Source organism: Cryobacterium sp. Hh38 (assembly GCF_004403235.1).
Classification (GTDB): Bacteria; Actinomycetota; Actinomycetes; order Actinomycetales; family Microbacteriaceae; genus Cryobacterium; species Cryobacterium levicorallinum.
On record NZ_SOHD01000044.1, the window covers coordinates 1 to 26,056 of the forward strand.

At 62.7% G+C, this 26,056-nt stretch carries 22 protein-coding genes and 5 pseudogenes; 15 read left to right on the plus strand and 12 right to left on the minus strand.

The window, feature by feature from the left end:
• Window positions 1-94, plus strand: a pseudogene (locus E3T41_RS16245) (transposase); the annotation flags it as partial.
• Between the two features lie 12 nt (window positions 95-106).
• Here the strand turns inward: E3T41_RS16245 and E3T41_RS16250 are convergent.
• Window positions 107-1,297: an IS30 family transposase gene (locus E3T41_RS16250; protein ID WP_134479404.1), complete on the minus strand. Its 1,191-nt coding sequence runs from the start codon at window positions 1,295-1,297 to the stop codon at window positions 107-109.
• A 47-nt stretch (window positions 1,298-1,344) separates the two neighbouring features.
• Here E3T41_RS16250 and E3T41_RS16255 point away from each other — a divergent pair.
• Window positions 1,345-2,094 (plus strand): annotated as a pseudogene (locus tag E3T41_RS16255) (IS256 family transposase); the annotation flags it as partial.
• Between the two features lie 245 nt (window positions 2,095-2,339).
• The gene (locus E3T41_RS18050) at window positions 2,340-2,483 is read left to right on the plus strand and encodes a GPGG-motif small membrane protein (protein WP_166786221.1); all 144 of its coding nucleotides are present in this window, start codon (window positions 2,340-2,342) and stop codon (window positions 2,481-2,483) included.
• Window positions 2,484-2,995: 512 nt separating this feature from the next.
• Here E3T41_RS18050 and E3T41_RS16260 read toward each other — a convergent pair.
• Window positions 2,996-4,096 carry an NAD(P)-dependent alcohol dehydrogenase gene (locus tag E3T41_RS16260; RefSeq protein ID WP_134479396.1) on the minus strand — a complete coding sequence of 367 codons (1,101 nt, stop codon included), beginning with the start codon at window positions 4,094-4,096 and terminating at the stop codon, window positions 2,996-2,998.
• Between the two features lie 46 nt (window positions 4,097-4,142).
• Window positions 4,143-4,787, minus strand: a pseudogene (locus E3T41_RS16265) (recombinase family protein).
• Between the two features lie 210 nt (window positions 4,788-4,997).
• On the opposite strand from E3T41_RS16265, the gene E3T41_RS16270 reads away from it, so the two are divergent.
• Complete coding sequence (locus tag E3T41_RS16270) at window positions 4,998-5,378, plus strand: hypothetical protein (RefSeq protein WP_104131411.1); 381 nt, start codon at window positions 4,998-5,000, stop codon at window positions 5,376-5,378.
• A 455-nt stretch (window positions 5,379-5,833) separates the two neighbouring features.
• Here E3T41_RS16270 and E3T41_RS16275 read toward each other — a convergent pair whose 3' ends face one another.
• Both E3T41_RS16275 and E3T41_RS16280 read right to left on the minus strand, forming a co-directional pair.
• Window positions 5,834-6,262 carry a PRC-barrel domain-containing protein gene (locus tag E3T41_RS16275; protein WP_104131412.1) on the minus strand — a complete coding sequence of 143 codons (429 nt, stop codon included), beginning with the start codon at window positions 6,260-6,262 and terminating at the stop codon, window positions 5,834-5,836.
• A 368-nt stretch (window positions 6,263-6,630) separates the two neighbouring features.
• Window positions 6,631-7,877: pseudogene (locus E3T41_RS16280) on the minus strand (ISL3 family transposase).
• A gap of 278 nt (window positions 7,878-8,155) precedes the next feature.
• Between E3T41_RS16280 and E3T41_RS16285 the strand changes: the two are divergent.
• Genes E3T41_RS16285 through E3T41_RS16320 form a run of 8 tightly spaced genes read left to right on the plus strand, consistent with a single transcriptional unit; the run spans window position 8,156 to window position 16,371 of the window.
• The gene (locus E3T41_RS16285; protein WP_233194811.1) at window positions 8,156-8,506 is read left to right on the plus strand and encodes an NADH-quinone oxidoreductase subunit A; all 351 of its coding nucleotides are present in this window, start codon (window positions 8,156-8,158) and stop codon (window positions 8,504-8,506) included.
• 44 nt (window positions 8,507-8,550) lie between these two features.
• The gene (locus E3T41_RS16290) at window positions 8,551-9,666 is read left to right on the plus strand and encodes a hypothetical protein (RefSeq protein WP_134479397.1); all 1,116 of its coding nucleotides are present in this window, start codon (window positions 8,551-8,553) and stop codon (window positions 9,664-9,666) included.
• A 6-nt stretch (window positions 9,667-9,672) separates the two neighbouring features.
• The gene (locus E3T41_RS16295) at window positions 9,673-10,608 is read left to right on the plus strand and encodes a complex I subunit 1 family protein (protein ID WP_134479398.1); all 936 of its coding nucleotides are present in this window, start codon (window positions 9,673-9,675) and stop codon (window positions 10,606-10,608) included.
• 2 nt (window positions 10,609-10,610) lie between these two features.
• On the plus strand, window positions 10,611-11,174 hold the full coding sequence (locus E3T41_RS16300; RefSeq protein ID WP_134479399.1) for an NADH-quinone oxidoreductase subunit J: 564 nt from the start codon (window positions 10,611-10,613) through the stop codon (window positions 11,172-11,174).
• Complete coding sequence (gene nuoK, locus E3T41_RS16305; protein WP_104131416.1) at window positions 11,171-11,473, plus strand: NADH-quinone oxidoreductase subunit NuoK; 303 nt, start codon at window positions 11,171-11,173, stop codon at window positions 11,471-11,473. Before E3T41_RS16300 ends, nuoK begins: the two co-directional genes overlap by 4 nt.
• Window positions 11,470-13,425: a proton-conducting transporter membrane subunit gene (locus E3T41_RS16310; protein ID WP_134479400.1), complete on the plus strand. Its 1,956-nt coding sequence runs from the start codon at window positions 11,470-11,472 to the stop codon at window positions 13,423-13,425. Before nuoK ends, E3T41_RS16310 begins: the two co-directional genes overlap by 4 nt.
• Window positions 13,426-13,428: 3 nt before the next feature.
• Window positions 13,429-14,919, plus strand: coding sequence for a NuoM family protein (locus tag E3T41_RS16315; protein ID WP_134479401.1), 1,491 nt, complete (start codon window positions 13,429-13,431; stop codon window positions 14,917-14,919).
• Window positions 14,920-14,925: 6 nt separating this feature from the next.
• Window positions 14,926-16,371, plus strand: a complete 1,446-nt coding sequence (locus E3T41_RS16320; protein ID WP_233194812.1) for an NADH-quinone oxidoreductase subunit N — start codon at window positions 14,926-14,928, stop codon at window positions 16,369-16,371.
• A 154-nt stretch (window positions 16,372-16,525) separates the two neighbouring features.
• On the opposite strand, the pseudogene E3T41_RS16325 reads toward E3T41_RS16320, so the two are convergent.
• The 7 genes and pseudogenes from E3T41_RS16325 to E3T41_RS16350 all read right to left on the minus strand — a co-directional run.
• A pseudogene (locus E3T41_RS16325) lies at window positions 16,526-16,639 on the minus strand (ATP-binding protein); the annotation flags it as partial.
• Window positions 16,640-16,794: 155 nt separating this feature from the next.
• Complete coding sequence (locus tag E3T41_RS18055; RefSeq protein ID WP_158251526.1) at window positions 16,795-16,953, minus strand: hypothetical protein; 159 nt, start codon at window positions 16,951-16,953, stop codon at window positions 16,795-16,797.
• Window positions 16,954-17,039: 86 nt separating this feature from the next.
• Entirely contained in the window at window positions 17,040-17,969 is a 930-nt protein-coding gene (locus E3T41_RS16330) for an SDR family oxidoreductase (RefSeq protein WP_104131419.1), read from the minus strand.
• Window positions 17,966-19,783: a glycoside hydrolase family 15 protein gene (locus E3T41_RS16335; protein WP_241991217.1), complete on the minus strand. Its 1,818-nt coding sequence runs from the start codon at window positions 19,781-19,783 to the stop codon at window positions 17,966-17,968. The genes E3T41_RS16330 and E3T41_RS16335 overlap by 4 nt, the downstream gene beginning before the upstream one ends.
• 8 nt (window positions 19,784-19,791) lie before the next feature.
• Window positions 19,792-21,342 carry a GMC family oxidoreductase gene (locus E3T41_RS16340; protein WP_104131420.1) on the minus strand — a complete coding sequence of 517 codons (1,551 nt, stop codon included), beginning with the start codon at window positions 21,340-21,342 and terminating at the stop codon, window positions 19,792-19,794.
• Window positions 21,339-22,733, minus strand: coding sequence for an alpha/beta hydrolase (locus E3T41_RS16345; protein ID WP_104131421.1), 1,395 nt, complete (start codon window positions 22,731-22,733; stop codon window positions 21,339-21,341). The genes E3T41_RS16340 and E3T41_RS16345 overlap by 4 nt, the downstream gene beginning before the upstream one ends.
• A 347-nt stretch (window positions 22,734-23,080) precedes the next feature.
• On the minus strand, window positions 23,081-23,713 hold the full coding sequence (locus tag E3T41_RS16350) for a Type 1 glutamine amidotransferase-like domain-containing protein (RefSeq protein WP_158251527.1): 633 nt from the start codon (window positions 23,711-23,713) through the stop codon (window positions 23,081-23,083).
• Window positions 23,714-23,941: 228 nt separating this feature from the next.
• On the opposite strand from E3T41_RS16350, the gene E3T41_RS16355 reads away from it, so the two are divergent.
• The 3 genes from E3T41_RS16355 (at window position 23,942) to E3T41_RS16365 (ending at window position 25,836) form a co-directional block, all read left to right on the plus strand.
• On the plus strand, window positions 23,942-24,745 hold the full coding sequence (locus tag E3T41_RS16355) for a LysM domain-containing protein (RefSeq protein ID WP_166791602.1): 804 nt from the start codon (window positions 23,942-23,944) through the stop codon (window positions 24,743-24,745).
• A 108-nt stretch (window positions 24,746-24,853) separates the two neighbouring features.
• Window positions 24,854-25,318 carry a GNAT family N-acetyltransferase gene (locus E3T41_RS16360; protein WP_104131423.1) on the plus strand — a complete coding sequence of 155 codons (465 nt, stop codon included), beginning with the start codon at window positions 24,854-24,856 and terminating at the stop codon, window positions 25,316-25,318.
• A gap of 89 nt (window positions 25,319-25,407) precedes the next feature.
• Complete coding sequence (locus tag E3T41_RS16365; protein ID WP_134479403.1) at window positions 25,408-25,836, plus strand: GNAT family N-acetyltransferase; 429 nt, start codon at window positions 25,408-25,410, stop codon at window positions 25,834-25,836.
• The last annotated feature ends 220 nt before the right edge of the window (window positions 25,837-26,056 follow it).

Consider the following 26,056-nt stretch of genomic DNA (forward strand, 5'->3'; position numbering starts at 1 on the left):
GATCTACGGTGCGCAGGTCTCGAAAGAGACGATCTCTCGCATCACGGACAAGGTGATCGAGGAGATGCAAACGTGGCAGTCCCGCCCCTTGAACGGCGGGCAGTTTCTACTGGTCGTTGCGAATCGTGTGTGCCTTAGTTCTGTGTCCTAATCGTCTCATGGCCTGATGGGGTGTGCGGTCTTTGAGGCAGGCTCTGGGTCGACCGTTAAGTTCGTCGGCCACAGCGTTGAGGTGATCTTGGTCCCACTGGCTGAGGTCAGTCCCCTTCGGGAAATATTGGCGCAGGAGCCCATTGGTGTTTTCATTAGTCCCTCGCTGCCACGGCGAGTGCGGATCGGCAAAGTAAATACGAAGCCCAGTCTTCGTCTCGATGCGCTTGTGATGGAACATTTCGTTACCTTGATCCCATGTCAGCGTGCGCCGGAGCGACGACGGCAGGCTCGAGAACGCACCGATGAGTGCGTCACCGACGGTTTGTGCGCTGTGGTCGCTCTGGAGGAAGACGAGGATCGTCAAGCGAGTCTTGCGTTCCACGAGCGTGACAATTGCTGAGCCGTTACTGGAGCCCAAAATGAGGTCTCCTTCCCAATGCCCGGCTTGGAGCCGGGATTCGACGTGTGCTGGGCGTTCGTGGATGGAGCACATTACGGTCGACTGCTTCAGTGAACCGTCTTTGGATCTGCCGCGCCCGCGACGGTGCCGGTACGTGCGTCCCGTGCGCAGGCTCGCCGGCGTCGCCACGACGATCAGCCCGCGGTACACACCGTCGTAGATCGTCTCAGGACAGACGTGCCAGGTTAGTTTGTTCGGATAGCGTCGTCTCAGCCATCTGCTGATCTGGCCCGGCGACCATCGTTTCGCAAGTTTCACCGCGACGATGCTTCGAAGAGCTGGGACCTCCTCGAAGACGCGGATCTTCGGCCGCTTGCGCTGCAAATGGGCGTGGTTATGAGCGAACCACGGCTGGTAGGTGCCGTCGGCCTTGCGGTTGCGTGCAATCTCTCGATAGACGCTCTGGAAGCTTTTCCCAATCCGGACAGCGATCCCTTTCACGGCCTCGCCTGCGGCGAGGCCGTCTCCGATTTCGATTCGATCGTCCTGAGAGAAATAGCGGGAACTAATGGGGACGCGTTCGACGACAGTCATACTGCCAGCATCGATGAACCACAACGATCCGCAACTGAGCGACACTCCGACCTGTCGGGCCGCCTCAGACCCCGACAGGCCCTGTCGAATCAATACGAAGTAACGACGCTTAACCGCTGCCGGCATCTTGTTCGGTGCAAATCTGACCATTGGTTTCTCCCTGCTCGGGATTCGCAACGACCAGTAGAAACTGCCGCATCTACGCGGCGATCTTCATCGACGCGATCGTCGTGAAGATTCGGGACGGGCAGGTCGCCAACCGGCCCATCTACGCGGCCATCGGCGTAACCCTGGACGGCGATAAAGACATTCTCGGGTTGTGGGCCGGCACCGGCGGTGAGGGCGCTAAATTCTGGATGTCTGTCCTGACCGACATCAAAAATCGTGGTGTGACCGACACGTTCTTCCTGGTCTGTGACGGGTTGAAGGGGCTGCCCGACGTCGTCGGGAACGTATGGCCGTTGACGACGGTGCAGACGTGCATCATTCACCTCATTCGGAACACGTTCAAGCTGTCCTCGAAGAAGGATTGGGATGCGATGAAACGAGCGGTGAAACCGATCTACACCGCTCCGACCGTCGACGCCGCACGGGCAGCATTGGATGATCTGACCGAGGTCTGGGGGAAGAAATACGGTGCGATCATCCGGTTGTTGGAGTCGGCGTGGGAAGAGTTCACCCCGTTCCTGTCCTACTATCCCGAGATCCGCCAGGTGATCTGCTCCACGAATGCGATCGAGTCACTCAATGCCCGGTACCGGCGGGCGGTGCGTGCTCGAGGGCATTTCCCCACCGAGCAGGCCGCTCTAAAATGCTTGTATCTGGTCACGCGAAGTCTCGATCCCACCGGTGAGGGCCGAGCTCGTTGGACGATGCGGTGGAAGCCCGCTCTCAACGCCTTCGCCATCACCTTCCACGACCGCTGGCCGAACGCAGAAACCTACTAATGAAAAACGCCGGAAACACCGTTAACGAGACACACCCGCTGCATCCCCTCAGCGGGACGTGACCGTGCTCGGGTTCTCTTGGTCGGTTCGCATGGCCGCTAACAGATGATGACAGAGTCTCACCTCCACGACATGCTGGATAAACACAGTGGTCAGAGACCAAGCAGGGGATACGTTAGCTTCAACAGATCGAAGACCGCTGTGGGCGTATGGCCCGTCGGCGCTGAATGAAATGGAGCAGCACCATGGCAACAATTCTCTGGATCATTGCGGTAATCCTCGTAATTGCAGGCATTTTCGCGCTATTTCGACGCCAGATTCTCTGGGGTATTGTGCTCATCGTCGTGGGACTGTTGGTTGGTCCAGGTGGCGTGAGCCTCTTCACTTGAGTCTGCGGATCGAGTAACCGTTTCGGGGCGTGACGGAGCTCCCGAACGGTTTCAGCGTGAAGGATCCACTGACGCTCTGCGTTGTCTGAGCGCTACATGGCGTCGAGGAGGCCATAGCTTTTCCTGACACTTGCGATCGTCTCGCGGATCGGACCGACATGGACGGGTCTAACCGAGCCTTCACCAAACCCGGGCGCGACAAAGCCACATGGACGAGCGGGCGGGAGGGACTGCACTCGCGAGTGCGGTCCCTCTCGCCCGCTTAGCTCAGTCCCCCATTGACGCGAACGCTAAAAACCCAGATGGCTCCCTCGAAAGGATTCCCGCGCACGGGTTACTCCGCACCGTGGACACCAACTGCCCACTCATCGGTGGTGCCTTCACGATGGACGGCGTTCAGGTCTGATAGCCGAAGCAGGAAAGTGACCGGCGCGGCCCAAAGCCGCCGCGCGAAACGGCCACTAGCCTATGTCGCCTGCCGCGAATGAGCAGGACAGGCATCGCACGCAGATCTAGAAGATAACGACTGGCTTGAGCGTCACGCCGCTCTCGCTATCAGCAAAGGCCTCGTTGATGTCAGCGAAGTCATACTTCTTGACGAGCTTGTCGAACGGGAACACCCCAGCTTCGTAAAGCGAGATCAGCTGGGGTATGAAAGTTTGCGGCACGGAATCGCCCTCGATCACCATGCTGATCTTCAGCCCGGTCAGCAGTAGACTGCCGATGTCAATCGGTGATTCGGTGCCTGGTGCCGCCGCGCCGACGAGGGCACCATGTCCAAGGACACCGAGGGATTTGGTCATCTGGGCGAAGACAAATTTGTTGCCCGTCGTGTCGAGCGCGTAGTTCACCCCGCCACCGGTGATTTCACGGATCCGCGCGACGGCGTCCTCGTTCTTGCTGTTAATGGTGTGGGTGGCGCCCAGCGTCTTGGCGAACTCGAGCCGGCTGTCGACGATGTCGACGGCGATGATCGTCGTGGCGTTAACAACGACGGCGGCGAGAAGACCGGACATCCCCACCGCTCCGGATCCGAAGATGGCGATGCTGCTGCCGGCTTCCGGCCGGAGAACGTTGAGCACAGCGCCCGCGCCGGTCTGAATGCCGCAACCGAGCGGACCCATAAGCTCCAACGGTGCATCCTTGGAAATCTTCACGACGCTGCGCTCGGCGACGTTACTAATCGAAGCAAACGACGACTGACCAAAGAAGTGAGAGGAAATGGGTGTGCCGTCGTCAGTGGTGACCGCGGTCGATCCATCGGGACGGGCGCCACTAAAGTCAAGGTCGTAGAGATGGATGCAGTACGAGGGATGCCCAGAGACGCAGGAAGAACACACCCCACAACTGGAAAAGCTAAGAAGCACGTGGTCGCCGACTTCGACGCTCGTCACGCCCTCCCCGATAGCCTCAACGATCCCGGCACCCTCATGGCCGAGCACTGCGGGCAGCGGGGTGGGATACAGCTGATCGCGCACGATGGCGTCGGTGTGGCAGACCCCCGTAGCGACCATACGCACCTGAACCTCGGTGGCGCGAGGCGCATCGAGAATGAGCTCCTGAATCACAAGTGGCTCGCCCTTGGCGAGAGCGACAGCAGCGGTTACTTTCATTGCATCTACCCCTTCAGCCCGCGGCGCAATGTCGCGCTAGCCATTATCAGTCTGCTCTTTTTTCAGATAGGTCACAATTTGCGCTATCTGGAGAAAGCTTCGCGCCGTCAGGTCGCACCTCCCCCCGGGGAGACATGGCGGTTCAGCGTCTGCCGGGTGACACTCAGTTCTTTGCAAAGGTCGTCCACTTTGGTTTTCCATTGCCCCATCGCAGCCATAGCTAGGCGGACCTTGGCCGGCGTCACTTTGGACAGACGCCCGCCCGTCCTCCCCCGTGCTCGCGCTGCAGCCAGCCCAGCGACGGTACGTTCGCAGATGACCGCCCGCTCGAACTCCGCGAGAGCCGCGAAGATACCGAAGACGAGCTTCCCGGATGCAGTCATAGTGTCGATCGCGGCGCCCTCGCCGTGAGCACTCTAAGGCCGATTCCGCGGTCGGTGAAGTCATGCACCGTATTGATGAGGTGGCGTAGATCTCGGCCGAGACGGTCGAGCTTCCAGACCAGGTATGTGTCCCCCTCGCGGAGAGCTTTCAGGCAGGCCGCCAGCTGCGGACGATCGTCCTTCTTGCCTAACGCCTGATCCTCGTAGAGATTGACGGGCTCTACGCTGGCAGCCATGAGCGCGTCTCGTTGAAGATGGGTGCTCTGCGACGCGTCGGCCTTCGACACGCGCATGTACCCGACGAGCATACTGACCCGTGCCATCTATACGTTCGATTACGTGACACGATGCCGCGTGATCACATCTGTCTCTAAAATGTCACTCATCCCGTAATTTATTCTGCGCCACGTAAACCACCGACGATTTATTGAATGTGACAGAAAGGGGAACCTATAAGCTGTCCAACTGCGACGGTGCGGGCTCTGATGCTCGATGCGTCTGCTCCTAGAATTTGGCCTATGGCTACAATCATCCGGACGGTCCACTGGACTTTCCTCAGCTCCCTAGAGGCGGCGTTGCCCCTGTTAAGCGCCGCCGTCGAGAAGACAGATTTCAGCGTGGCCTCCGCGACCTCAGGCTCCATTGTCATCGACGTACCAAGGGAGATGATGAAGAACCGTTGGGCCGCGACGATAACAGGGACCATAACTCCCGTGGCCACCGGCACGAAAATTCTGTGGGTCGTGGACGGGCTGGGAAACAAACATTACGAACACCTCGTAACGATTGCCAAAGGCCTTCCAAAAGGATCGCTCTACGACCACGGGATCCCAGAGGCGGTGTCGAAGGTCGCGTTGAAGATATTCGGTCGGAAAGAGATCCGCCACATTGCGTTCTGAGCCTATTTTGGCCAAGGTCTTGATCCATTCAAGCTCAGGTCCGATCGAAGTCTCCACGTTGAAGATCTCTGGGCGGAGCATCTTGTGGCATTGCAGTTCGGCGCTCGCGCTTAAGGCCGTCTGGGCGAGAGGCGCCTTGTTCAAGGTCGCCACGAGCATGCGTTCATATTCGACAAACTTTGCCGAAGTGATTATCGCCACCTCGCACGGTCGGCGCCGGTCGACGAGCAAGTTCAGCCACACGCAGGCCGCCGTGCGCTACTAACAACCACCCAGTGACGGGAGTAGATCACCCCACCAACTATCGCGGCCAATTCAAACGCCCGACGCATGGGTAGCTCAATAATTGGGCGCACTTTCACCATGTCCGCACCGGTGTCAACAAGTCGTTTTTAACGACTTCTCCTGGTTAAATTATTACATAAGAATTACGCACGAGCGAATGCAAACGATACTTAGTGTCCCTCAGCGTAGTACGGGTAAGGCGGGTAGACATAACCCATTCCCCAATAGGGTAAAAACCCGTAGTAACCGTAGGTGTCAAGAAAAAAGACACTGTTTTCAACGAGATCGGGATCATAGGGCGGAGATCCGGCCACGGTGTCGGACAGTAGGTTCAGGTGGACGTCTTTATCATCGATATGGGTGATCGCGTCGACTGGGATGAAGGACTTACTTTTACCAATACTCAGGAAACCGCCTGTAGCGACTTCGAAGAATCGCACTTTCTCTTCCCGCTCGTCGATCAGCAGAACGTCCACTTTCCCGAGATTGTTGCCGTCTTTGTCGAGAACTCGATGCCCCCGGATGTCGGATTCCGTCGCGGCGATGGTCTTATTAGTGTCCTGTAGCCGGACGAGCTGGTTACGTTCTGTAGACGTCATAAATTACATCCTTTCAATCAATTGTGAGAGTGAGAATTGTAGGGAAGTGTCCAGAAGAGAGGTCTGCGCATCGGGAGTCTTTCGTCGATGCTGCCAGAGCTCGCCTTGGACAAGCAGTCGAGAATCTCGGTCTATCGACCCGACGACCCGGGCGTCTTCGCTGAGCGATGGCAGCACGGTTGTTCTTCCTGGAGTCAGTAGGAAAGCTCACTCTCAATAACTCGTCAACGCAGCACCGACATAGTGCGGTACTGACGGATGGAGCCATAATTAAAAGATATGACTAAGGGTCCACCCGGTCAAGGAGCCGCAGTGAGCGATAAAAAGTTTTTCCGTGGTTTTTTTGGCTCTCCTGACTCTTCCGTGGGTTAAATTCGGCCGGGAAGCACTGGTTTATGCCCGCCGAGGCTGAGCATCGTGAGGGCGATGAGGGCCTCGGGTGATTTGAAGCCGAAGGCGATGCGGGTCATGAGGCGGATCTTGGTGTTCATGGATTCGACGCGTCCGTTGGAGAGTCCGTGCTCGATGGATACCAGGATCGCGGTGCGGTGCTTGACGATGTTCTTCTGCAGTTTCACGAACGAAGGGATGTGGCAGCGGCGGACCCAGCTGACCCATTTGTCGAGGGCTTCGGTCGCCTCGTCGAGAGGCAGTTTGAAGATCATGCGGAGGCCTTCCTTCAGGTAGTAAGCGCGTGCCAGACGTGGATCTGTCTGCACGATCCAAGTGAGCTTGGCTTGTTGCTTCTCGGTCAGGTTTTCCGGGTTCTAGGGCGTATCGGCAGTTTTTGATGCCGACGGCTCGGGCGCTGTCCGGTCGGGCTGGAGCGTCGGCGGCGGGCCGGCCGCGGGTGCGGCGGGCATCGTTGTGGCGGGCGGCTTCGCGGGCATCGTTCCACGCGGTTCGGCGGACTTCGTCGAGGGCATAGGTGGCCCATTTCACGACGTGGAACGGGTCGGCGCAGCGGATGGCGTTGGGGACCTTGTCCTTGACAACACTGGCGATCCAGGTAGCACCGTCGGCAGAAACATGCGTGATCTGCGCCGACCGCTCGGGCCCTAACGCGTCGAAAAATGTCGCGAGGGTGGCTTTGTCCTGGCCCGGTACGGCCCAGACGAGTCGGCCGGAATCGTGGTCGACGACGCAGGTCAAATACTGGTGGCCGCGCTTGTAGCTGATCTCGTCGATGCCGATCCGGGTGATGATCGCGCCGACGGTGCGCCACGCGATGCGAATCAGCACGGTGATGGCGGTCTTCGATGTTTGCGTGGCCAGCCAACCGACCTGGTCGTCGAAGAACAGGGTGTGGCCACTTTGATGCCGGGCTCACGGCACGGCGGCGACCGTCACGCCGTGGATGCAGCAGGACACTCGGGGCGCGTCAGCTTCGAGGTGAGCTTGAATCGAGCCCACATCCAAACCACGCCAGCGTCGTCTCCCATCACCGATGGTCGCAGCGTGGGCTGCGCTTCTGGCAGGAGCCGCACCGGTTCCGCTTCGACGCCATCGGACGCACCGACGCGATCAGAATCCTGCTCACCAGGTCAAGATCAATGTCGTCGACGAACGTCTTCTCGACACCGAGAAGGGTTCGCCATATTCTTAGAGTTCGCACGCCGCTTCTTCCTTTCCCGAGTTTCTTACCCTTGACAGTTAGAAACCTAGGCGGAGAGCGGCGTGCGGCCGTTAAGGCGCTCCCAACGGACCCACGGATACGTCAGGAGAGCCGTTCTTTTGCCTCATTTGAAACCTCCTCTTCGAGATGGTCTATGAAACGATCAATGGATATACATTCCCGATGTCCATTCATTAACGTCGGCTCACTCGGACTAGGTTGGAGAACGCATCGATCTAAAAAGACCATGAGGCCGAGGAGCGGTGAGAGAGAGGCGCGTGTCCACCTACGTCAGCATTGCCGTTCTTCTCGCAGTTGCGCTGCTGACGGTGGGCGGCCTGTACCGTCTGGCGCGGTGTACCGCCGTGGCCCCAGACCCACTTGAACGATTGCCGTTTCTCTCCGGCTGGGCGCCGGAGGAACATGCCCTGTCCCGGTACCACGCCAGGTGGTATCCACTGACCCTGCTCTTTCTCGCCTTTGACGTGGAGATGCTCTTCATGTATCCATGGGCTTTGGTCGTGGCACAAGACGGAATCGGCGCCGTCGTGGAGATGTTTGTCTTTCTCGGTGTGCTCATGGTCGGTGTCGTCTGGGCCTGGCGAGAGGGGGCGCTGCGGTGGGTTTAAGAAGCAGCCTGGCGAGACACGCCACCCGCAGAGTGCACGTGCTCGTGCTCGAAGTTCCCGGCTGGGGTGAGACCCGGATGCGCGTGGAGGCGGAGCTAGCCCGTCGGGGCTGGGTGCCGGCAACATCCCCAGCGGATGCCGACGTTCTGCTGGTCTGTGGGGCGCCGGGAGAGGAACTCGCGTCTGTGTGCGACCGCCTCTGGTCACAGCTTCCCGGTCCACGGGTGCGAAAAGCGGTGATCACCGCAAGCGATGTTGCCGCGACTCTGGAGCGGGCCGCGGAAGAGCTCCTCGATGAAGGCAGACAGCACAGCGATGCGCGCATCCGCTCGCGCCAGCCGTCGGAACCACGTGATGCTTCCGCGCACGATAGCGCCGACGAACCGACCGAGCACAACATGGATATGGATATGGACATGGACATGCCCATGCCGGGAGGGATTCCTCTGGCGAACGGCGCACCCGATCGCGACGGCCTCGAAATGGATGTGCTTCATGTGCCTCTCGGCCCGGCGCTCCCCCACTGGCCAGCCGGGCTCGTCGTGCGCTGCGTGCTCCAGGGTGATGTGATCGTGAGCGCTGAAGCAGAGGTTTTGCCCGCGGCTGCGCAACCACACGGTGACGGCCCCGTTGGAGGCGAGAGCCGCCGGTCGGCGGACGACGAGCGACGGCTGGCGGTCATCCGTCGTTCTGATGCCGCGGTGCAGGTGCTCGCTCTGGCCGGATGGTCGTTCGCGGCAGACCGCGCACGAAGGATTCGCGACGCCGTGGCGTCGGGCACAGCACTGGTCGACGCTGCAGCCGACCTCGACAAGCTGGCGCAGAGCGTTGGTCGTTCCTGGACTCTGCGCTGGACGCTGAAAGGTATCACGGTCGGCGACGCACTCGCCCACGCGGATGACGGGATGGGTCAGAGCGGATCCGAGACGGTGCGCGGCCGCCTTGTCGGCTGGCTCGACGAGGCGCGACGCATTGCCCGAGACGACACGGCTGAAGGAGGGTACGAGCTGCAGGACGCCCTGGCGTTGCAGCGCAGCCTGCTGAGCGAGATTCCGCGACTGCTCAACGGCGCGGATGTCGCAACCGCGCGGCTCATCATTGCCGCTCTGACAATCGAGACGGCCCCGTCACCTAGATTCCGAAGCCGCGCACATGAGTGACGCAACATGAGTGACATCGTCGAGGTGAATCCTGCCTGGGCGCTGCTTGCTCCGGTCGTGCTCGGCCTGCTTGCCCTGGCTGGAGCCGCGCTCAATGGGATCCTCGTTGCCCGGGCCGAGGGCCGGTCTTTCCGTTCTGGAGTGGCCATCCCGGTGTTCGAGATCGCCCGTCTGATGCGGCAGCGACGTCGCACGACCGTCGCGGCTGATGTTCTGCTCTGGCGCATTGGTTGCGCCGGCCTCGTGGTGATCGCGGTGCTGAAGACGGCGGTGATCCCGGTGGGTCCGTGGGTTTTGGCCGATATACCGGTCGGGGTCGTCTGGTTCAACACGATGGACGTCTTCGTGTGGGCACTCATGTGGCTGATCGGCTGGGGTGCCAACAGCGCCCACTCGCTGGTGGGCGGCTACCGATTTCTCGCTCAGGCCGTCTCCTATGAGTTGCCACTGATGTTCGCACTGGTGACCCCCGCCGTCGCCGCGCATAGCCTGCGCGTGAGCGATGTAGTTGCCGCGCAACAGAATCTGTGGTTCATCGTCTGGATGCCCATCGCCTTCGTCGTCTTCTGCCTGAGTGTCGTCGCCTTTTCCAACTGGGGACCGTTTGCGACATCCGCGAGCGGAGACATCGCTGGCGGGATCCTGACCGAGGTATCCGGCGTGGACCGCCTGCTGATTTTCGCCGGACGCTACACCCTGCTCACGACAGGCGCGGCTTTCGCCGTTGCCCTCTTTCTCGGCGGTGGGGCCGGACCGCTATTGCCCGGCTGGCTGTGGACGCTGGTGAAAACCCTGCTGTTGCTTGCGGCGTTCGTCACCCTGCGGCATCGTATGCCAGCTGTGCGTCCCGAACGCCTCGCTGAAGTCGCCTGGATAATCGTGCTGCCGGCGGTACTGCTGCAGACGCTCGTTGTCTCCATCGTCGTCGCGGTGAGGGGCTGAGGATGCTGTCGATCATTGTTTTCTCGGCACTGGCGGTCATCGCGCTCGCCTCGGGAATCGCCGTCTTCCGCGTCGACTCCATGGCGCGGGCAACCTACGCCCTGGCTGTGTCCTTCGTCGCCGTCGGCGTGATGTTGCTGATGTTTGATCTCGATTACATCGGCGTCATCACGATTCTCATGATGGTGATGGAGATGGCCATCATGGCGATCTACATGATCATGTTCATGGGGATGAACCCTGCTCTCATGCCAATGAGCATGGTGCATAACAAACGATGGTCGGCGATCCTCGCCGTTGGCACCTTCCTCCTGCTGGCCGGTGGCGCACTGCTCATACCTTGGCCGGCACGCAACGGTTCGCCGGCCGCCGACCTGACCGCATCCCTCGGCGAGGCAATCATGGGATCCAAGATGCTCGTGATGCTTACCGTGAGTCCGATTCTGTTCGCCACGATCGTCGCTGCCCTCGTGCTCGCAAGCCCTAGGGGCCGCTACGACCGGTGGGGCGACAATCTGGATCGTCCCACCCCTGACGACCCACAGCAGGGAGGGTTGGGGCGATGACCCTGCAGCTCGTCCTGATCGCTGCCGCGGCACTGTTCTGCGTCGGGCTCTACGGCGCTCTCTCCCAGCAAGTCGTCGTCATGGTGATGATGGGGCTGGAACTCATGCTCAACGGCGTTATCCTCGCGGTCGCCGCTTTCTGGTGGTTTTTGACACCGGTCCCGGACGGGCAGGTGCTCCTGCTCGTGGTGATCGCGGCGATGACCGTGGAAATGGCGATGGGGTTCGCCGTTGCCACTCTCCTGCATCGTTCCCGGGGATCAGACATGACCGACTCGGCAACGGACCTCGCCGGATGAGCGCCGCAGCAGTAAGCGCATTGGGCGTTACGGCGCTGTGGCTTCTGGTCAGTCTGCCCGCTCTTGCGGGAATCGCGCTCTGCGTCACGGGGCGGCGAGCAAACCTGGCCGCCGTTCCGGTGTCGCTTGGCACCGCCGGTCTCACCGTCGCGATGGCGTTCGTCGTAGCTTCCGTCCGCCCGTCAGTCGAAGTCCCATTCGTGGCCGGAGCCCGGTTCGGACTCGCCGTCGACGGGCTGTCGGCAGTGATTGTGCCGACGGTCGCGGTTATCACCCTCATGGTTCTGGTCTTTGCAGCCGCTGAGGGAACGGAATCGCCGGCGCGCTTCCACGGGCTGATGCTCATCTTTGCGGCGGCCGTTGCGGTGACGGCGACCGCCACGACATTGCCCACTCTGTTGTTCGCTTGGGAGATCATGGGCGCCATGTCTTACGCGCTGATTGGCTTCCGCTGGCGGGAGGACAACCGGGTCGGTGCCGGACTGACCGCGTTCATCACGACCAGGTTCGGCGACCTCGGCCTCTACCTTGCGGCCGGAGCCGCCTTGGCGGGCGGCGCCGGGTTGGGACTCGCTGACCTGACTGCGGCTCCCTCTCCCTGGCGTCACATCATCGCCGCGGGAATTCTGATGGCCGCATTCGGCAAGGCAGCCCAACTGCCCTTCAGCTTCTGGCTCTCCCGGGCGATGGAAGGCCCAAGCCCGGTCAGCGCCCTCCTGCATTCGGCGGCGATGGTGGCGATGGGCGGCTACCTCCTGCTGCGACTCGCTCCGCTGCTGGAGGTCACCGGTTGGGCTGCGACGACCACAGCGTGGGTGGGGGCCCTGACCGCTCTGCTGCTGGGCGCGGTCGCCGTCGCCCAACAGGACCTGAAACAGCTCCTGGCGGCATCCACTGCAGCGCAGCTCGGTTTCGTGGTGCTGGCTGCCGGCGTCGGGTCGGTGGCGGGCGGGACGACCCACCTCATCGCTCACGCTTCAACGAAAGCGCTCCTGTTCCTCGCAGCCGGCGCCTGGCTCGCGGCGCTTGGCACCAAGCAACTGCCAGCACTCCGGGGCGCCGCTCGCCGCTGGCCGCTGGTCGGGGTGACGTTCGCCGTCGGCGGCCTGTCCCTGGCCGGAATAGCCCCTCTGGCCCTGTGGGCGACGAAGGATCAGCTCCTGGCTGGTGCCTTGGAAACCAGCCCGGCCCTTTATGTTGTTGGTTTGGCCGCCGCCGCACTCGCCGCGGCATATACGGGCAAGGCACTCATCATCGTCTGGAGCCACCCGCTGACAAATGCCCGCGACGAGTACGACACCGAGCAGAGCGGCACGCGGCACATTGGCGCCTGGGAACGGGTGCCGCTTACCGTCCTGGCGGCGGGCGCGGCACTCTTGGGGGTGCTCGCCCTGCCGCCGGTCGGCGACTGGGTACGGGGTGTGCTCGGAGCAGAATCAGATCCGCGGCCCGGCCCACTCGAGCTAGTCGGCTCGGCCGTGCTGGCACTGCTCGTGCTCGGTCTGGTGGCCTGGAAGCGGACGCCTCAGCCTTCCTGGGCCGCGAACTGGTTGGGGCTCGAGCGGGCGACCCGGGTCGTGGTCGTTGACCCGGTGCTTCTTGTGAGCCAACGACTCGCCCATTTCGATGACGCGGTGCTTGATCGCGGAATCCACACAGCGGCGCGTACAGCGCTGCGCGGCGCCCGTCGACTCGGCTGGTTCGATGACCACGGGCTCGATGCGGCAGTGACTGCGGCGGCGCGCGGCAGTATCGTCACCGCTTCCGCTGCTGCCCGGGCAGACACCGACGGTGTGGATGCGGCAGTTACGGCTATCGCCAGTACCGCGCGCCGGTTCGGCATGATCGCCCGGCGTCCGCAAACGGGCCTCCTGCATCAGTATTACGCGCAAATCACCGTCGTTCTCGCTGTCGCCGTCATCCTTCTCCTTGTTCTTCCCGTTGTGAGGTAGCCCATGCTCAGTCTTGTCGTCTTCCTGCCGGTACTGGCCGCGGTGATCCTCGTTGTCGTGCCCCAGGTTCCGGACCGGGTCGCCCGGTGGGTCTGGCTGGGGATCGCGCTTGCCGATCTGGCGCTACTGGTGGGAATGTGGATCGGCTTTGACAGCCGGGAACCGGGTGACCTCGCATACGAGGAACAGCTGCAGTGGATGCCGAGTGTGGGCAGTAGTTACCACCTCGGAGTGGACGGCCTGTCCCTGCCGTTGCTCACTCTCACCGCCGTGATCTTCGCCGCCTGCGCGCTCTATGCCCTCAGGGAGAACGACCGACCCAGGCCGCAGGCCGCTCTCTTCCTGTTTCTCCAATCAGCCTGCCTCGGCGTGTTCGCCGCGCAGGACCTGATCTTGTTCTTCGTCTTCTTCGACCTGTCACTCGTCGGCATGTACTTCGTCATCGCCGGTTGGGGCCATGGTAACGCCGCGCGCTCGGCGCTGAAGTTCTTCCTGTACACGTTCCTTGGGTCCCTGGCCCTGCTGCTCGGTTTCATCGGCTTGTACCTCGGCGCCGACCCGCACACCTTCGATATGGTCGAGCTCGCCCAGTCTCCCCCCTTCCAGAAAAACCCCGTTGCGGGGGGTTTCGTACTGGCCGCCATCCTCATTGGCCTCGCGATAAAGACACCCACGTTTCCGTTCCACACCTGGCTACCCCCGGCTCACACCGATGCCCCCGCCATCGGCTCTGCCGTGCTGGCCGGCGTGCTGCTGAAAATGGGCACCTACGGTTTCGTGCGCATCGCCATGCCCCTGCTTCCCGACGCGTGGCGATCCTGGGCCTGGATTATCGTCGTCGTCGGCATCGTGTCGGTGCTCTATGGCGCCCTCGTTGCCCTGGCCCAGACCGACGTTAAACGGATGATTGCCTACACGTCGGTCAACCACATGGGCTACATCGTTCTGGCCGTCGGTGCCGCTGGCGTCGTCAGCGACAGCTCCGCCCAGGCGCAACAGCTCGCCGTCACCGGTGCTGTCGTGCAGATGGTCAGCCACGGACTGATCACCAGCGCGCTTTTCCTCCTCGCCGGCGTGCTGTACGAACGACGGCAGAGCTACGATCTCAACGCTTTCGGCGGGCTCGCGGCACCGGCACCCCGGTACGCGGCATTCTTCGCCGTCGCCGCATTCGCGTCCCTCGGACTGCCCGGCTTCAGCGGATTCATCGCCGAATTCCAGATTTTCGCCGGCAGTATTGGAACCGTAGCGCTGAGCCTGCTCGCACTCCCCGGCATCCTCATCACCGCGGCACTGTTTCTCCTCGCGTCACAGCGCCTGCTCACCGGCAAAACGCGCGGGTTATCCACCGGGTTTAACGACCTGAACTCAAACGAGACACTCTCCATCGGCTCGCTGCTGGTTCTCTCGGTAGTCATCGGGGTGTTCCCGCGATTCCTACTCGACATCATCGAACCCGCAGCATCCGTCGTCGTCAACCTGGTCAGCCGGTAGCTGCTCGTGAACGTAGCACTGGACACTCTCTCTCTTTTTCCAGAAGTTTTCGTTCTCGCCGGGGCGATCGTCGCGCTCCTCGCCGGGTCGTTCCTCCCCCGGAACCGCCAAGTCGCGACCCGGTGGATCGCCATCTTGGCGCTGATGGCGAGTGTGGTCGCGGCGGCAGTCGGGATGATGCAGCCGTCGACGACGATCTTCGAAGCGAGCTTCGCCGTGGACATCGGCTCCGGTTTCGGTCGAATCATCATTGCCCTAGCAACGATTTTCGTTATCGTGCTCGGAATCGAGGAGCTCAGTGGTGCGCGCCGGGAAAGCGAGACCTATGCCCTGCTGCTGCTCGCCGCCCTCGGCGCCATGCTCCTGTGCGGCGCGAGCGACCTCCTCATCCTCGTAACCGGATACCTACTCACCTCGATCCCGCTATATGCCCTGATCGGAATGAGTCGTTCTCCTGGTGCCGCCGAGGCGGCGATGAAAACGTATCTGCTCGGAGCCTTGCTCGGAATCATGATGATGCTGGGCGTCAGCGTGCTGTTCGGAGTCGGCGGAGGGACCTCCTATCGCCAGCTGGGGGCCGCTCTGGTCGATGCTTCGGCTGCCGCCGTGGCCGTCGGGGTCGTCGGGGTGCTCGGGGGCCTGATGTTCAAGGCTGGCGGTGTGCCGGGACACTTCTGGATTCCGGACGCGACGCAGGCGGCCGGAAAGGCTGTCGCAGCCTTCCTCACCACCGTTCCGAAGGTCGGCGCTCTCGTTGCGGCCTACCGGCTGCTCGACATCATCCCGGCAAGCATCGACTGGCCACTGTTGGTCGGATTTCTCGCCGCCGCAAGCATGACGCTGGGAAACCTCGCCGCATTCTGGCAAGACGACGTTCGCCGGCTGCTCGGGTGGTCGACCGTCAGTCAGGTCGGCTACCTCATGTTGCCGGTCGCGGTCGCCGGGCGCACGGACCTCGCCCTGCCATCGCTGCTCCTCTATCTCGCAGGCTACGCCGCCACCAACCTCACCGCCTTCGCGGTGGTAGCCGCACTTCCCACTCGCCGCACCCTCACCGACTATCGCGGGGCTGCCAGGACCCACCCCTGGCTCGCCGGCGCCCTCATCGTGAGCCTGCTCGGCCTCGTCGGAACACCCCCAACCATCGTGTTCATCGGCAAACTCACCACGCTCGCCGCCGCCTGGGACGGAGGCCTAGCCTGGCTCGCGGTCATCGCCGTGATCAATAGCGTGGCGAGCCTGTTCTATTACCTGCGCTGGCTGGCACCAATGTTCTCCCGCATTGTTGCACTTCCGCTTTCCCCGTCGACTGCGTCACCGGCCGCTGCCGCAGCACGTGTGCGACGCCGCTGGGCAGCTGGCTCCGCCGTCACGGGAGCAGCATCCGTACTTATTCTCGGCATCGTCGCCGGCAGTATCCTCTCAATCGCCAGCACGCCCCTTGCCCACTGAATTGGTCTTGCTCACACATCGACTTCAGAAACTGCTTGTTGCCAACGAACGTTTCCGTGCGGCGAAGACGCCGCCTCATGTGAGCAAACGCGGCGCACATCTACGCTGTGGACTTCGGCGCTCTTTGGCGGCGTTCTGTGATCGCACTGTGTCGCTAATTCCCGATAACGAGGATGCTGGCGGCGGCTTCGATGACGTCGTCGGTGATGGTCTCAAGCTGGTTGATCTTGAGTATTCGGTTGATTTGGGGGAAGAGGCGTTCAACGACAATGGATATCTCGCAACCCATGTGTTGCGACACACTGAGGTTACGAGACACCTCACTACACGATTCGGACTGCGATGGGCGAGCTGGGCGGTGCCTAAGGTCTCAAGGTTCCCGGTAACTGAACGGTTAGCGGGACGTACGAATCTCATCGTCGACTACTCCAGGTCCATGTCGAAGGCGAAAAGTGTCCAAGGCTCGAGACTATGCGCGTTGAGCCGGGAGGAAGCCATATTCTGGCTGCCGAATTCGTGCTGGACGTAGTCGAGCAGATCATCGCCGTAGATAATCACGTCGGTCTGATACACCGAAAACACGGGTGCGGAAGGTCCGGTGGGATCAGCCGGAAAAACCGGTCGCCGTACAACGGAACAAGCTTCGGCCATTTGGCCGGCGGCTGCTCTTAGGGCGTGTTCATCCCACCGTTCACGTTGAGGGTCTCCCCGACGACGAAGCTGGATTCCGCGGAGGCGAGAAACACGTATGCCGGTGCCAGCTCGGCCGGTTGCGCGGCTCGTCCCATCGACGTCTCGCTGGATCCGAACTCGGGAAGCGTCTCCGGGTCCACGCCGCGCGTGACCTGCAACGCGGTCCAGGTCGGCCCCGGTGCGACGACATTGACTCGGATGCCGTGCGGGATAAGCTGCTGGGCCAGCCCCTTAGAGAGATTGTTGATTGCGCCTTTGGTACTCGCGTAGTCCAATCGATCCGGTGAGGGGGTGTAAGCCTCGAGCGACGCGGTGTTGATGATCGTCGAACCGGGTTCGAGGTGAGGCACGGCCGCCTTAACGATCCAGAAGAGTGCAAAGACGTTCGTCGCATAGGTCTGCTCGAACTGCTCATCGCTGATCTCCGCGAGCGTGGGTTGCCACACCTGCTTGCCGGCGACGTTGACGACCGCGTCGAGTCCGCCCATGGCGCTCACCGCCGTGTCGACGAGCGCTCGGCAGTAGGCCGGGTCAGTGAGATCGCCCGGCACCAACGTCGCGGTCCGACCGGCCCGCTTGATGACGTCGGCAATGTGACGCGCATCCGACTCCTCTTCTGGGCGGTACGACATCGTGATATCGGCTCCCTCGCGGGCGAAGGCGATAGCCACTGCGCCACCGATGCCCGAGTCTGCTCCCGTGATCAAGGCACGCCGGCCGGTGAGTCGGCCGGTTCCGCGGTACGTCGCCTCGCCGAGGTCGGGCACCGGCGTCATCTGCGACTGGATACCGGGCTCGTCTTGCTGCTGAACGGGTGGGCTGATGACGGGGTAGCGGGTGCGCGGATCGCCGAAGGTGTACTGGTCTGGCTTCGCGGGGGCGGGTGTTGCGGTGGGCTCTGTCATTTCTGTCTCCTTGCCGAGCGGGATGCACCGTCGGCACCCGAGAGCTCTTCGATGGTGATGGCTGCGTTAATGAGTCCGATGTGGCTGAGGCCCTGGGGCAGATTGCCGAGGAACGAGTGATCGCTCGGCTCGATCATCTCGGCGAAAAGACCCACGTCGTTCGAGAGCTGGACGAGTTCGTCCATGAGCACCGTGGCCTCGTTGTGGCGACCTACGCAAGCCAATGCACTCGCCATCCAGAAGGAGCAGGCGACGAAGGCTCCCTCCTCCTGATCGGCTCCACTGTAGCGATAGAGCAGCGGACCACTGCCCAACTCGTTCCGGATGGCGTCGATGGTCGACGACATGCGGGGCCCGCGGTCGAAGCCGCTCGTAGCGTGCAGCAGTACCGAGGCGTCCAGGCTCTCGTCCCCGGCGTGGGCGACGTAGGCTTGGAGCGCCTCGGACCAACAGTGCCCATCGATCCAAGTTCGGATCTCGTCACATTCGGCTCGCCATCGCTTCGCATCGCCGGGCATGTGGCCGGCCTCGCACAGCTGGGCCGCAGCATCTAGCGCTTGCCAGCAGCCCATCTTGGAGGAGGTGTTGTGGTGCTGCTCCTCGAGCTCCCACATCCCCGCGTCTTCCTGTCGCCAGGCTCCAGCGGTGTGTTCGGCGAGGGATTCCAGCAGCAGGCCCGTTTCTCCGTCCAGCACGTTGCCGGCGGTGACGTAGATGCGAATCACGTCAAAGAGGTCGCCGTAGACGCTGAGCTGCACCTGATCGGTCGCCCGATTTCCCGAGACCACCGGGCCGATCCCTCGCCATCCGGGTACCTGGTGCGTGGTGACGTCCCCCGGGAGCTCACCGCTGAGTGTGTAGAGGATCTGCAGTTCGGGACCGTGATTCTTGAGCGTCCGGAGTAGCCAGTCCACCGCCGAATGCGTCTCCTCTCGCAGACCGAACCGCACCAACGAGTGGACGGTATAGGCGAGATCACGCACCCACGCGTAGCGGTAGTCCCAATTCTTGCCCCCGCGCAGGCTCTCGGGCAGCGAGGTCGTCGGCGCCGCAGCGATTGAACCGGTCGAGGCGTACATAAGGAGCTTCAGTGCGAGCGCGCTGCGGTGCACGTGGAGAGCCCAGGGGCCGTCGTAGCTGAACTCCTTCGACCAGGCGCGCCACGTGCTGATGGAGCGGTCGATGGCGGCATCCGTATGTTTTCCAACCGGAATGGGAAGCGGGCTATCCGATGTTCCCGCGACGACAAGGAGGTGTCGCGACCCCTTCGATGTCGTGAATCCGCCCGCTATCGTGCGATCGCCGCCGCCGCGTGGCCCGTGCTGGATGCCTTGCACGGTGAGGTTGACCGTGTCGATTCGCAGGATCTTGCCGAGGGGGCCGTCTTCGACCCACGGCGACGACGAGCTGAAACGGGTGCCCGGCGCGACCTTCCAGTGGAACTTCACGGCGCCCCGGATCCCCTCGACGCGACGCGCTAACTCAACCCATGGCAGGCGTCCGGCGAGGCCCGTGACTAGCGCGTCCGTGACGCGTGCGACCCCGGACTCCGTGGTGAATGTCGTCCGAAGCACGTTCGTCCCGCTGAGGTAGCTGCGTCGCACGGTATACGGCTCGGTCGGCGCGAGTTCGATCTGACCGCCGTCTTCGGCATCCAGCAACCGGGCGAAGACTGGGGTGGAGTCCATATCGGGAATGGGTAACCAGTCGACGCTGCCGTCCCGGGCGATGAGCGCGACCGTCCTGCCGTCCCCGATCGCGGCATAATCCCGCAGATCGACATAGCCGTCGGTGCGGGCTTTCATGGCGAGCATGCGGTGATTTACCACGCTGCACTGAGGATGGCATCCGCGGTGCGGAGCGAAAGTGCCATCATCGTGAGGCCCGGGTTCGCGGTCAGCGAGCTCGGGAACACCGAGGTGTCGCTGATCCAGAGATTAGGGATATCGAAGCTCCGACCGTCAGCGTCAACTACGCCGACGTCGGCCGTCTCGCCCAGCCGGCAGGTCCCGAGGGTGTGAGCAGATCGCGGCAGAACCAGGATGTCGCTGCCACCCGCCGCTGACACGATGTTGGTCATCGTCGTGACCGCGTGAGCCTCGATCGCCTTCTCGTTCTCGCCCGCAGTGAAGCTTACGTGCGCCTTGGGCACGCCGAGCTCGTCGACCTCGTCGGACAGGGTGAGCCGATTTGAGTCGGAGGGCAGGCATTCCGCGTTGATCCCCAGGCCGGCCATATACGGGTACTGCTCGAGTGCCTCGGTAAGTTCCGGACCCCACAGTGAGCTGCCCCGGATCAGCGTCGTCGCGAAGGTCAACGGCATCATCCCGAGGCTCTGCATCAGGTAGCCGCCCACGAAAGTGGCGTCAGGCGGGCGCACCATGTCTTCCGAGATGATCGACGACGGATAGCCGCGATACGACCGCATCAACTGGTCGAATCGTCCCCAGACCTGCACGCCACCATGGGCCATGAAATTTCGGCCGACCTGGCCGGTGCTGTTTGCGAGTGCGTTGTGCAGCAGCAGCCGCGGAGTCTCGATCCCGCCGGCGCTGAGCACCAACATCGCGCAGCGTTGGCGGTGGTCGACGCCACCACGTCGATAAATCACGGCGGTGACGGCGCCGGATTTGTCCGTTTCGACGGTGTGCACTGTCGAATCAGCGCGGATCTCGGCCCCGCGTGACAAAGCCGCCGGGAGGTAACTGGTATCCATCGACACTTTCGCGCCGTTGCGGCATCCTTGGTGGCAGGCGCCGCAGTTGACGCAAGCCTGGCGCAGTCCGAATCCCTCCTGCTGCCAGTCCTGGCTGATGACAGCGGCGGGCGCATCGGTCGCGTGGATGCCGAGCGCCTCGCATCCACGCATCATCATCTCCGACGAGGCGTTGCGCGCAACCGGCGGCAGGGCGTAGCGCCGATCAGGGTCCCAGGGATAGTTGGACGGCCCGGAAATACCGAGGTACTGCTCGACGCGGGCGACATAGGGCATGAGCTCGGATGGGGAGATCGGCCAGTCGAGACCCTGACCCGTCTCGCGTCGGAACGACATGTCACGCGCGTCGGGGCGCGGCGTAAAGGCACCCCAATGCAACGTCGAACCGCCGACACCGCGGCCGCTGTTGTTGGGCCCGAAAGCGGTCGGTGTTTCGCCTCCGCTGAGCCGCTCATCCATCCAGATGATGTCGACTGCCTCGGTCTCGTCAGGCGTGTGGTCGCCGGGTTCGACGTTCGGGCCGGCTTCCAGCACCACGACTCTCAATCCGGCCGACGCTAAGGACGCGGTCAGAGGAGCCCCGCCAGCCCCTGACCCGACCACGATCACGTCGACCTCGTCGGCGTGGTCGAACACGCGCATGCCGCTCAGGTTCATTCGGTGCCGCCGCCGCTCGGTTCCCAGGCTTCTCGGCGGCCGACTTCGAGAAGGGTGAACCCCTGCTTGCGGACGCCGTCGCCGCCGTTGCCGAAGCCGTCGTACTTGACGCGTGAGAAGGTCGCCGGGTGCGCCATCCACTGACGAGCCAGATCCACGCGGGCGTCTTCGAACCAGAGCTGCAGCTGCTTCGAGTTCAGCGTTGAGCCCTCGGCGACGAAGCTGCCGTCGATCAGCTGCGCGATCATCTCGCCCTGTCGCTCGGGGGTGTGAATGCCAAATCCGACCAGCGCGTCGAGGCCGAGGCGATAGGCGTCCACGTCGGCGGGCAACGCCGCGTTCCGCCAACCGTCGCCGCCTCCGCGACCGAGCTGCTGGTCGACACGAGCGGCGAGGTCGATCGCGTCATCGCCTTGCGGGACAAGTCGCTCGGCGATGTCGCGCAGTGTCGCTAGTTGCTGGCTCGACAAGACCAAGGGTTGGTAACCAGGGTCATCCGCCAGCGCCCGCCGGGACAGGATGCCGCGGGTTCGCTCGCTCGTCCGTTCCGACGCGATGACTCGGCCGGTGCTCGGGGGAACCCCCGGAGACGTCCCTGCATGGTCACGCCAGAAGGTCAGGATCGCGGCGGCGACCTCCTGAGGACGCTCGATCGGCAGAAGATGGGCGGCATGCTCGATCGTCACGAACTTCGCCGCCAGGTAGGTCGCCCCGTTGAGGCGGCGCTGCGCGGGGTCTCCCAGCTCCACATCCTGGGCGCCCGAGATGATGAGAGCTGGCACAGCCAGCTTTCCGACTTCTGAAGACCAGTCTTCGCGACTGCCCCTCTCCAACCAGGCGCGCCAAGCTAGCGGGTCCGTGCGCCGCACGCCCGACACCGCACTTGCCATGTCCGCCGCGGCGAGTGGCTCGGCGATGTTGGCGTCGACGAACTCGCGCGCCGATTCGTCGCTCAAGTGGCCGTCGGAAGCCGAGTGGCTTTCTGACGCCCAGCCGATCATCAACTCGCGGTGGTCCTCTGCCATCGGCTCGGGCGTCACGGGAGATGCGGCCAGCAACACGACGCCGGCGAGGCCGAAAAGGGGCGCCCGACCAGACAGAGTTCGCGCGGCGATGATCGAGGCAATTTTTCCGCCCATGCTGTGGCCGACGAGCATCCATCGCGCAGAATCATGCGCACGGATCCGGCGGATGACGAACTCGACCGTCTCCTCCACCGAGGCCCCGTCGACCCACGCCGTGTCACCGAACCCGGGTAGATCGATGGCGACTACCTCGATCTCACCAGCCAGGGCATCCCGAAGGTGAGCGAACTCGACAGAGCTCGCGCCCAGGGCATGAAGGCAGAACGCCACCGGCCGCGCGGATACCCGAGCGCCGTTGCTTGACATGACATCAGTCAACCGAAAGACCGCCGATACGTCAAGGGCTTGATGAGTACCGCCGACCGGACAGGTACCGTTCCCGTTTCTGCGGGAAGCGTTCGATGCGGCTGTAATAGGAAATGGCCAAGACAACCCGGTTTTGCCAGGTCGCTTCGGTCAGCATCTGATCACACCCACCAAGCAAAACGGCTCCTGGTTCGAGCGCGCGCTCCGTATTGCGGAACTCCCACCCATGACGATTCATGATCTTCGACACACTGCTGCAACCCCGGCAACCAAACCGTCAGCAGTCCCATGCCGTGTCACTTGGGAACCTTCATCGGGGCATCGGAGTCATCCGGCACGCGAATCGCTTAGATCAGCACAACGCTGCTGCCGTCGACCACCAGCGCCTGGCCGTCGCGAAGAGCCCAATACGGCCTGCCCACCTGAGCGTAAGCAGCAGCCACGCGGGTTAGGGCCTCGTTCTCCGGGTGCTCCGGAGATTCAAGGTGAGGCACGAAGGGCCGATCTAGGATGCTGAGGCCGTCAAACTCGACCGCTCCATACATGGACAAGGCGTCCTCCGTTGAGTCGCACTCTTCGAGGCCCAGCAGGCTCGGGGCCAGGACGCACACCCCCGCACTGAAGGCGGCGTAGACCAGTTCGTCAGCTCTGAGACGATCCGCGATGATCGAGTCGGCCCCCGATCGCGCCAGAGCCATCCGGAGCGTGAAGACGTTGCCGCCCCGAACCCAGAGGAAGTCCGGCTGCCCAAACTTCGCAGAAAGGCTCTCGGCGTCGTGCGCCCGAAGGTCGAGCTCACGTGCTTCGAGCCCAACGTCCGCGAGATTCGTAACCTGACGTTCAGTCTCTAGGCGCCGGATCTCGGGCTCAGCCCCGTCGAAAGCGTTCATGATGACCCACCCACGTCCACGCGCACGAACCAGGCCCGTGAACGCCTCTGGATGGTCGCCCAGCTGGTATGACGAGAGATAGAGGCGCATGAAGCCATTGTCCCGACCTTCGCGCACGAAAGTCGAATTGCGTGCGTCCGCAAGACGGACGCTCAGCGGGACCGAATCGCCGACGTCTGCGCTGAGATGCCCGTAAGCCGAACCGCTAACGGAACGGTTCATTGCGTTCGGTGCGTCGAGCCACTTCGTTGGTCGAGGCCGCGGCTGGACTGGCGATGCGGCCGACTGCCATACTGGGCTCGGCGGGGAGGGGACCTGATGCCACGACTGACGACATTCGTTCTGGGGAGCATCGCTCTGGTGCTCGGACTGGTGGCCTGCTCGCCTCCGACAACCGAGACTCCACCGGTCGACACCGCGATCCAAACGGATGTGCCAGCCCCGACCGACGAGGCGGCCGACGTCGTCATCCCCGACGGTGTCATCGGCACGGCCGAGCTCACGTCTGCCTCGGGGGACGACACCGTCTCCGGAACCGTCGTGGTCACGGCGGGAGGCGGCGGGTTCGACGTCGCACTGGAGGACTTCCACTCGGACGTTCCCGGAGGCGTGCAACTCTTCCTCAGTTCCTGGTCGGAGACCACGACCTGCCTGGCCGACATGTACAACTTCTCGTTCGGCAACCTCTCCACGGACGCCGATCAGCGCGGGCTGAGCCTGGGCGACAGTGACTCCTCCCGGGGCGACCCAAGTTACTATCTGACCGCCGTCATCACCGCGAGCGCCCCGAGCACGACTGATCCTGATGGCTGCGTGCTCACTCCCCGGGCGGTCGGCACGATCACTTGGGATGTGCCGGACACCCGCCCCGGGCTGCTCGCCGTCGATACCGGCGCTCGGTTCGGCGCTGGCGGTGCCACCGCCACAGCCGATGGTTCCCCCATCTCCTACCGCGCGGTCGCCGGCGACACGCTCAACGACATCGCCGACCGCTTCGGCATCACGCTCGACGACCTCGGCTTCCTCAACCCGCTGACCAGCCGCCAGCTCCAGGCCGGCGACGATCTGAACCTCCGTGTGGCGCTGCGCGGCGGCGCCTCGGTCCCGCCGCCCTGGGACTGAAGGCCGTTCCAGGGCATGAACCTCCACAGTCGTCCCGATACGGGAACGTCTTACGGGCCGTTTCGACGGTCACGAATCGAACGAAACGAGAGCCGTTAGGGTGGGCTGATGAGTACAAACGATAAGGTCTTGGTTCGCGCGGTCCAGGCCGCAGACTCCGACGAGTGGGCTGAGCTATATCGGGGGTATCGAGCCTTCTACGCGCTCTCTCCCGATGACAACGTTGTTGAACGTGTCTGGTTTTGGGTCACTGACGATACGCATGAAGTCAATGCCTTCGTTGCCATCTCGGACGATCGCCTCGTTGGGCTCGCGCACTATCGACGATTTGCCCGTCCGTCCACTGGCAGCGTGGGTTTCTACCTCGACGATCTATTTACGTCCCCAAACACGCGCGGTATCGGCGTCGGGCGGGCGCTACTGAGCGAGGTCTCTGCGCTGGCCGATCGCGAAGGCAGTTCAGTCATTCGCTGGATCACCGCTGAGGACAATACTCGCGCTCGTCGTCTCTACGATTCGACCGCCACTTTGACGAAATGGGTTACGTACGATCTGGCGCCGGGGTCGCTTTGACCGCTCGATAGCTCACCGGGGTTGGGCATGATTCGTGGTGCTCGGCGAATGGTCTCAGCGCGGTCCGTCCAAGACCGATTAGATAGGGGATGGATTTAAATTATCGGTTCTCTGCCGACGTTGCCGACATAGACCGTGACCAGGTGCATCGCTGGATAAGTGAGCAGTCCTATTGGGCGCCCGGGCGGTCGCGATCGAGGCAGGACGCAGCCATCGATGGCTCACGCAACTTCGGCGTCTACGACACTGCATCGAACAGGCAGGTCGCCTACGCGCGGGTCATCACGGATGGAGTGACTTTTGCATGGCTGTGCGACGTCATTGTCGACCCCACGGTACGGGGCCGCGGCATCGGGGTGGTGCTCATTGCGGGTATCGTAGCAGAGTTCGAGCTGATGGGTCTGAGACGAATCGCTCTATCGACCAACGATGCGCACGGATTGTATTCCAAGTTCGGGTTCACTGACTTAGATATCCCCGAGACATGGATGGAGCGCCTCGGCGACCCAAACTCCTAAACAGCCCAAACGCCGGCGGACCGTCTGCCAAAGGCTGCGATTAGCCTCGCGACCGCGCTGGGCGAGCGCCCGCAAGCCGAACCCTGAGCGGGCAACTCAACGGAGTGCACTGCCTGGAAATTCCCCGGTTCGGTCGGTACGGTAACGAAGCAACGAACGCCCGGTGGGCACGGTGATCGAATGGAACAATAATGACAGGCACCACGCTGGCACCAGTTAT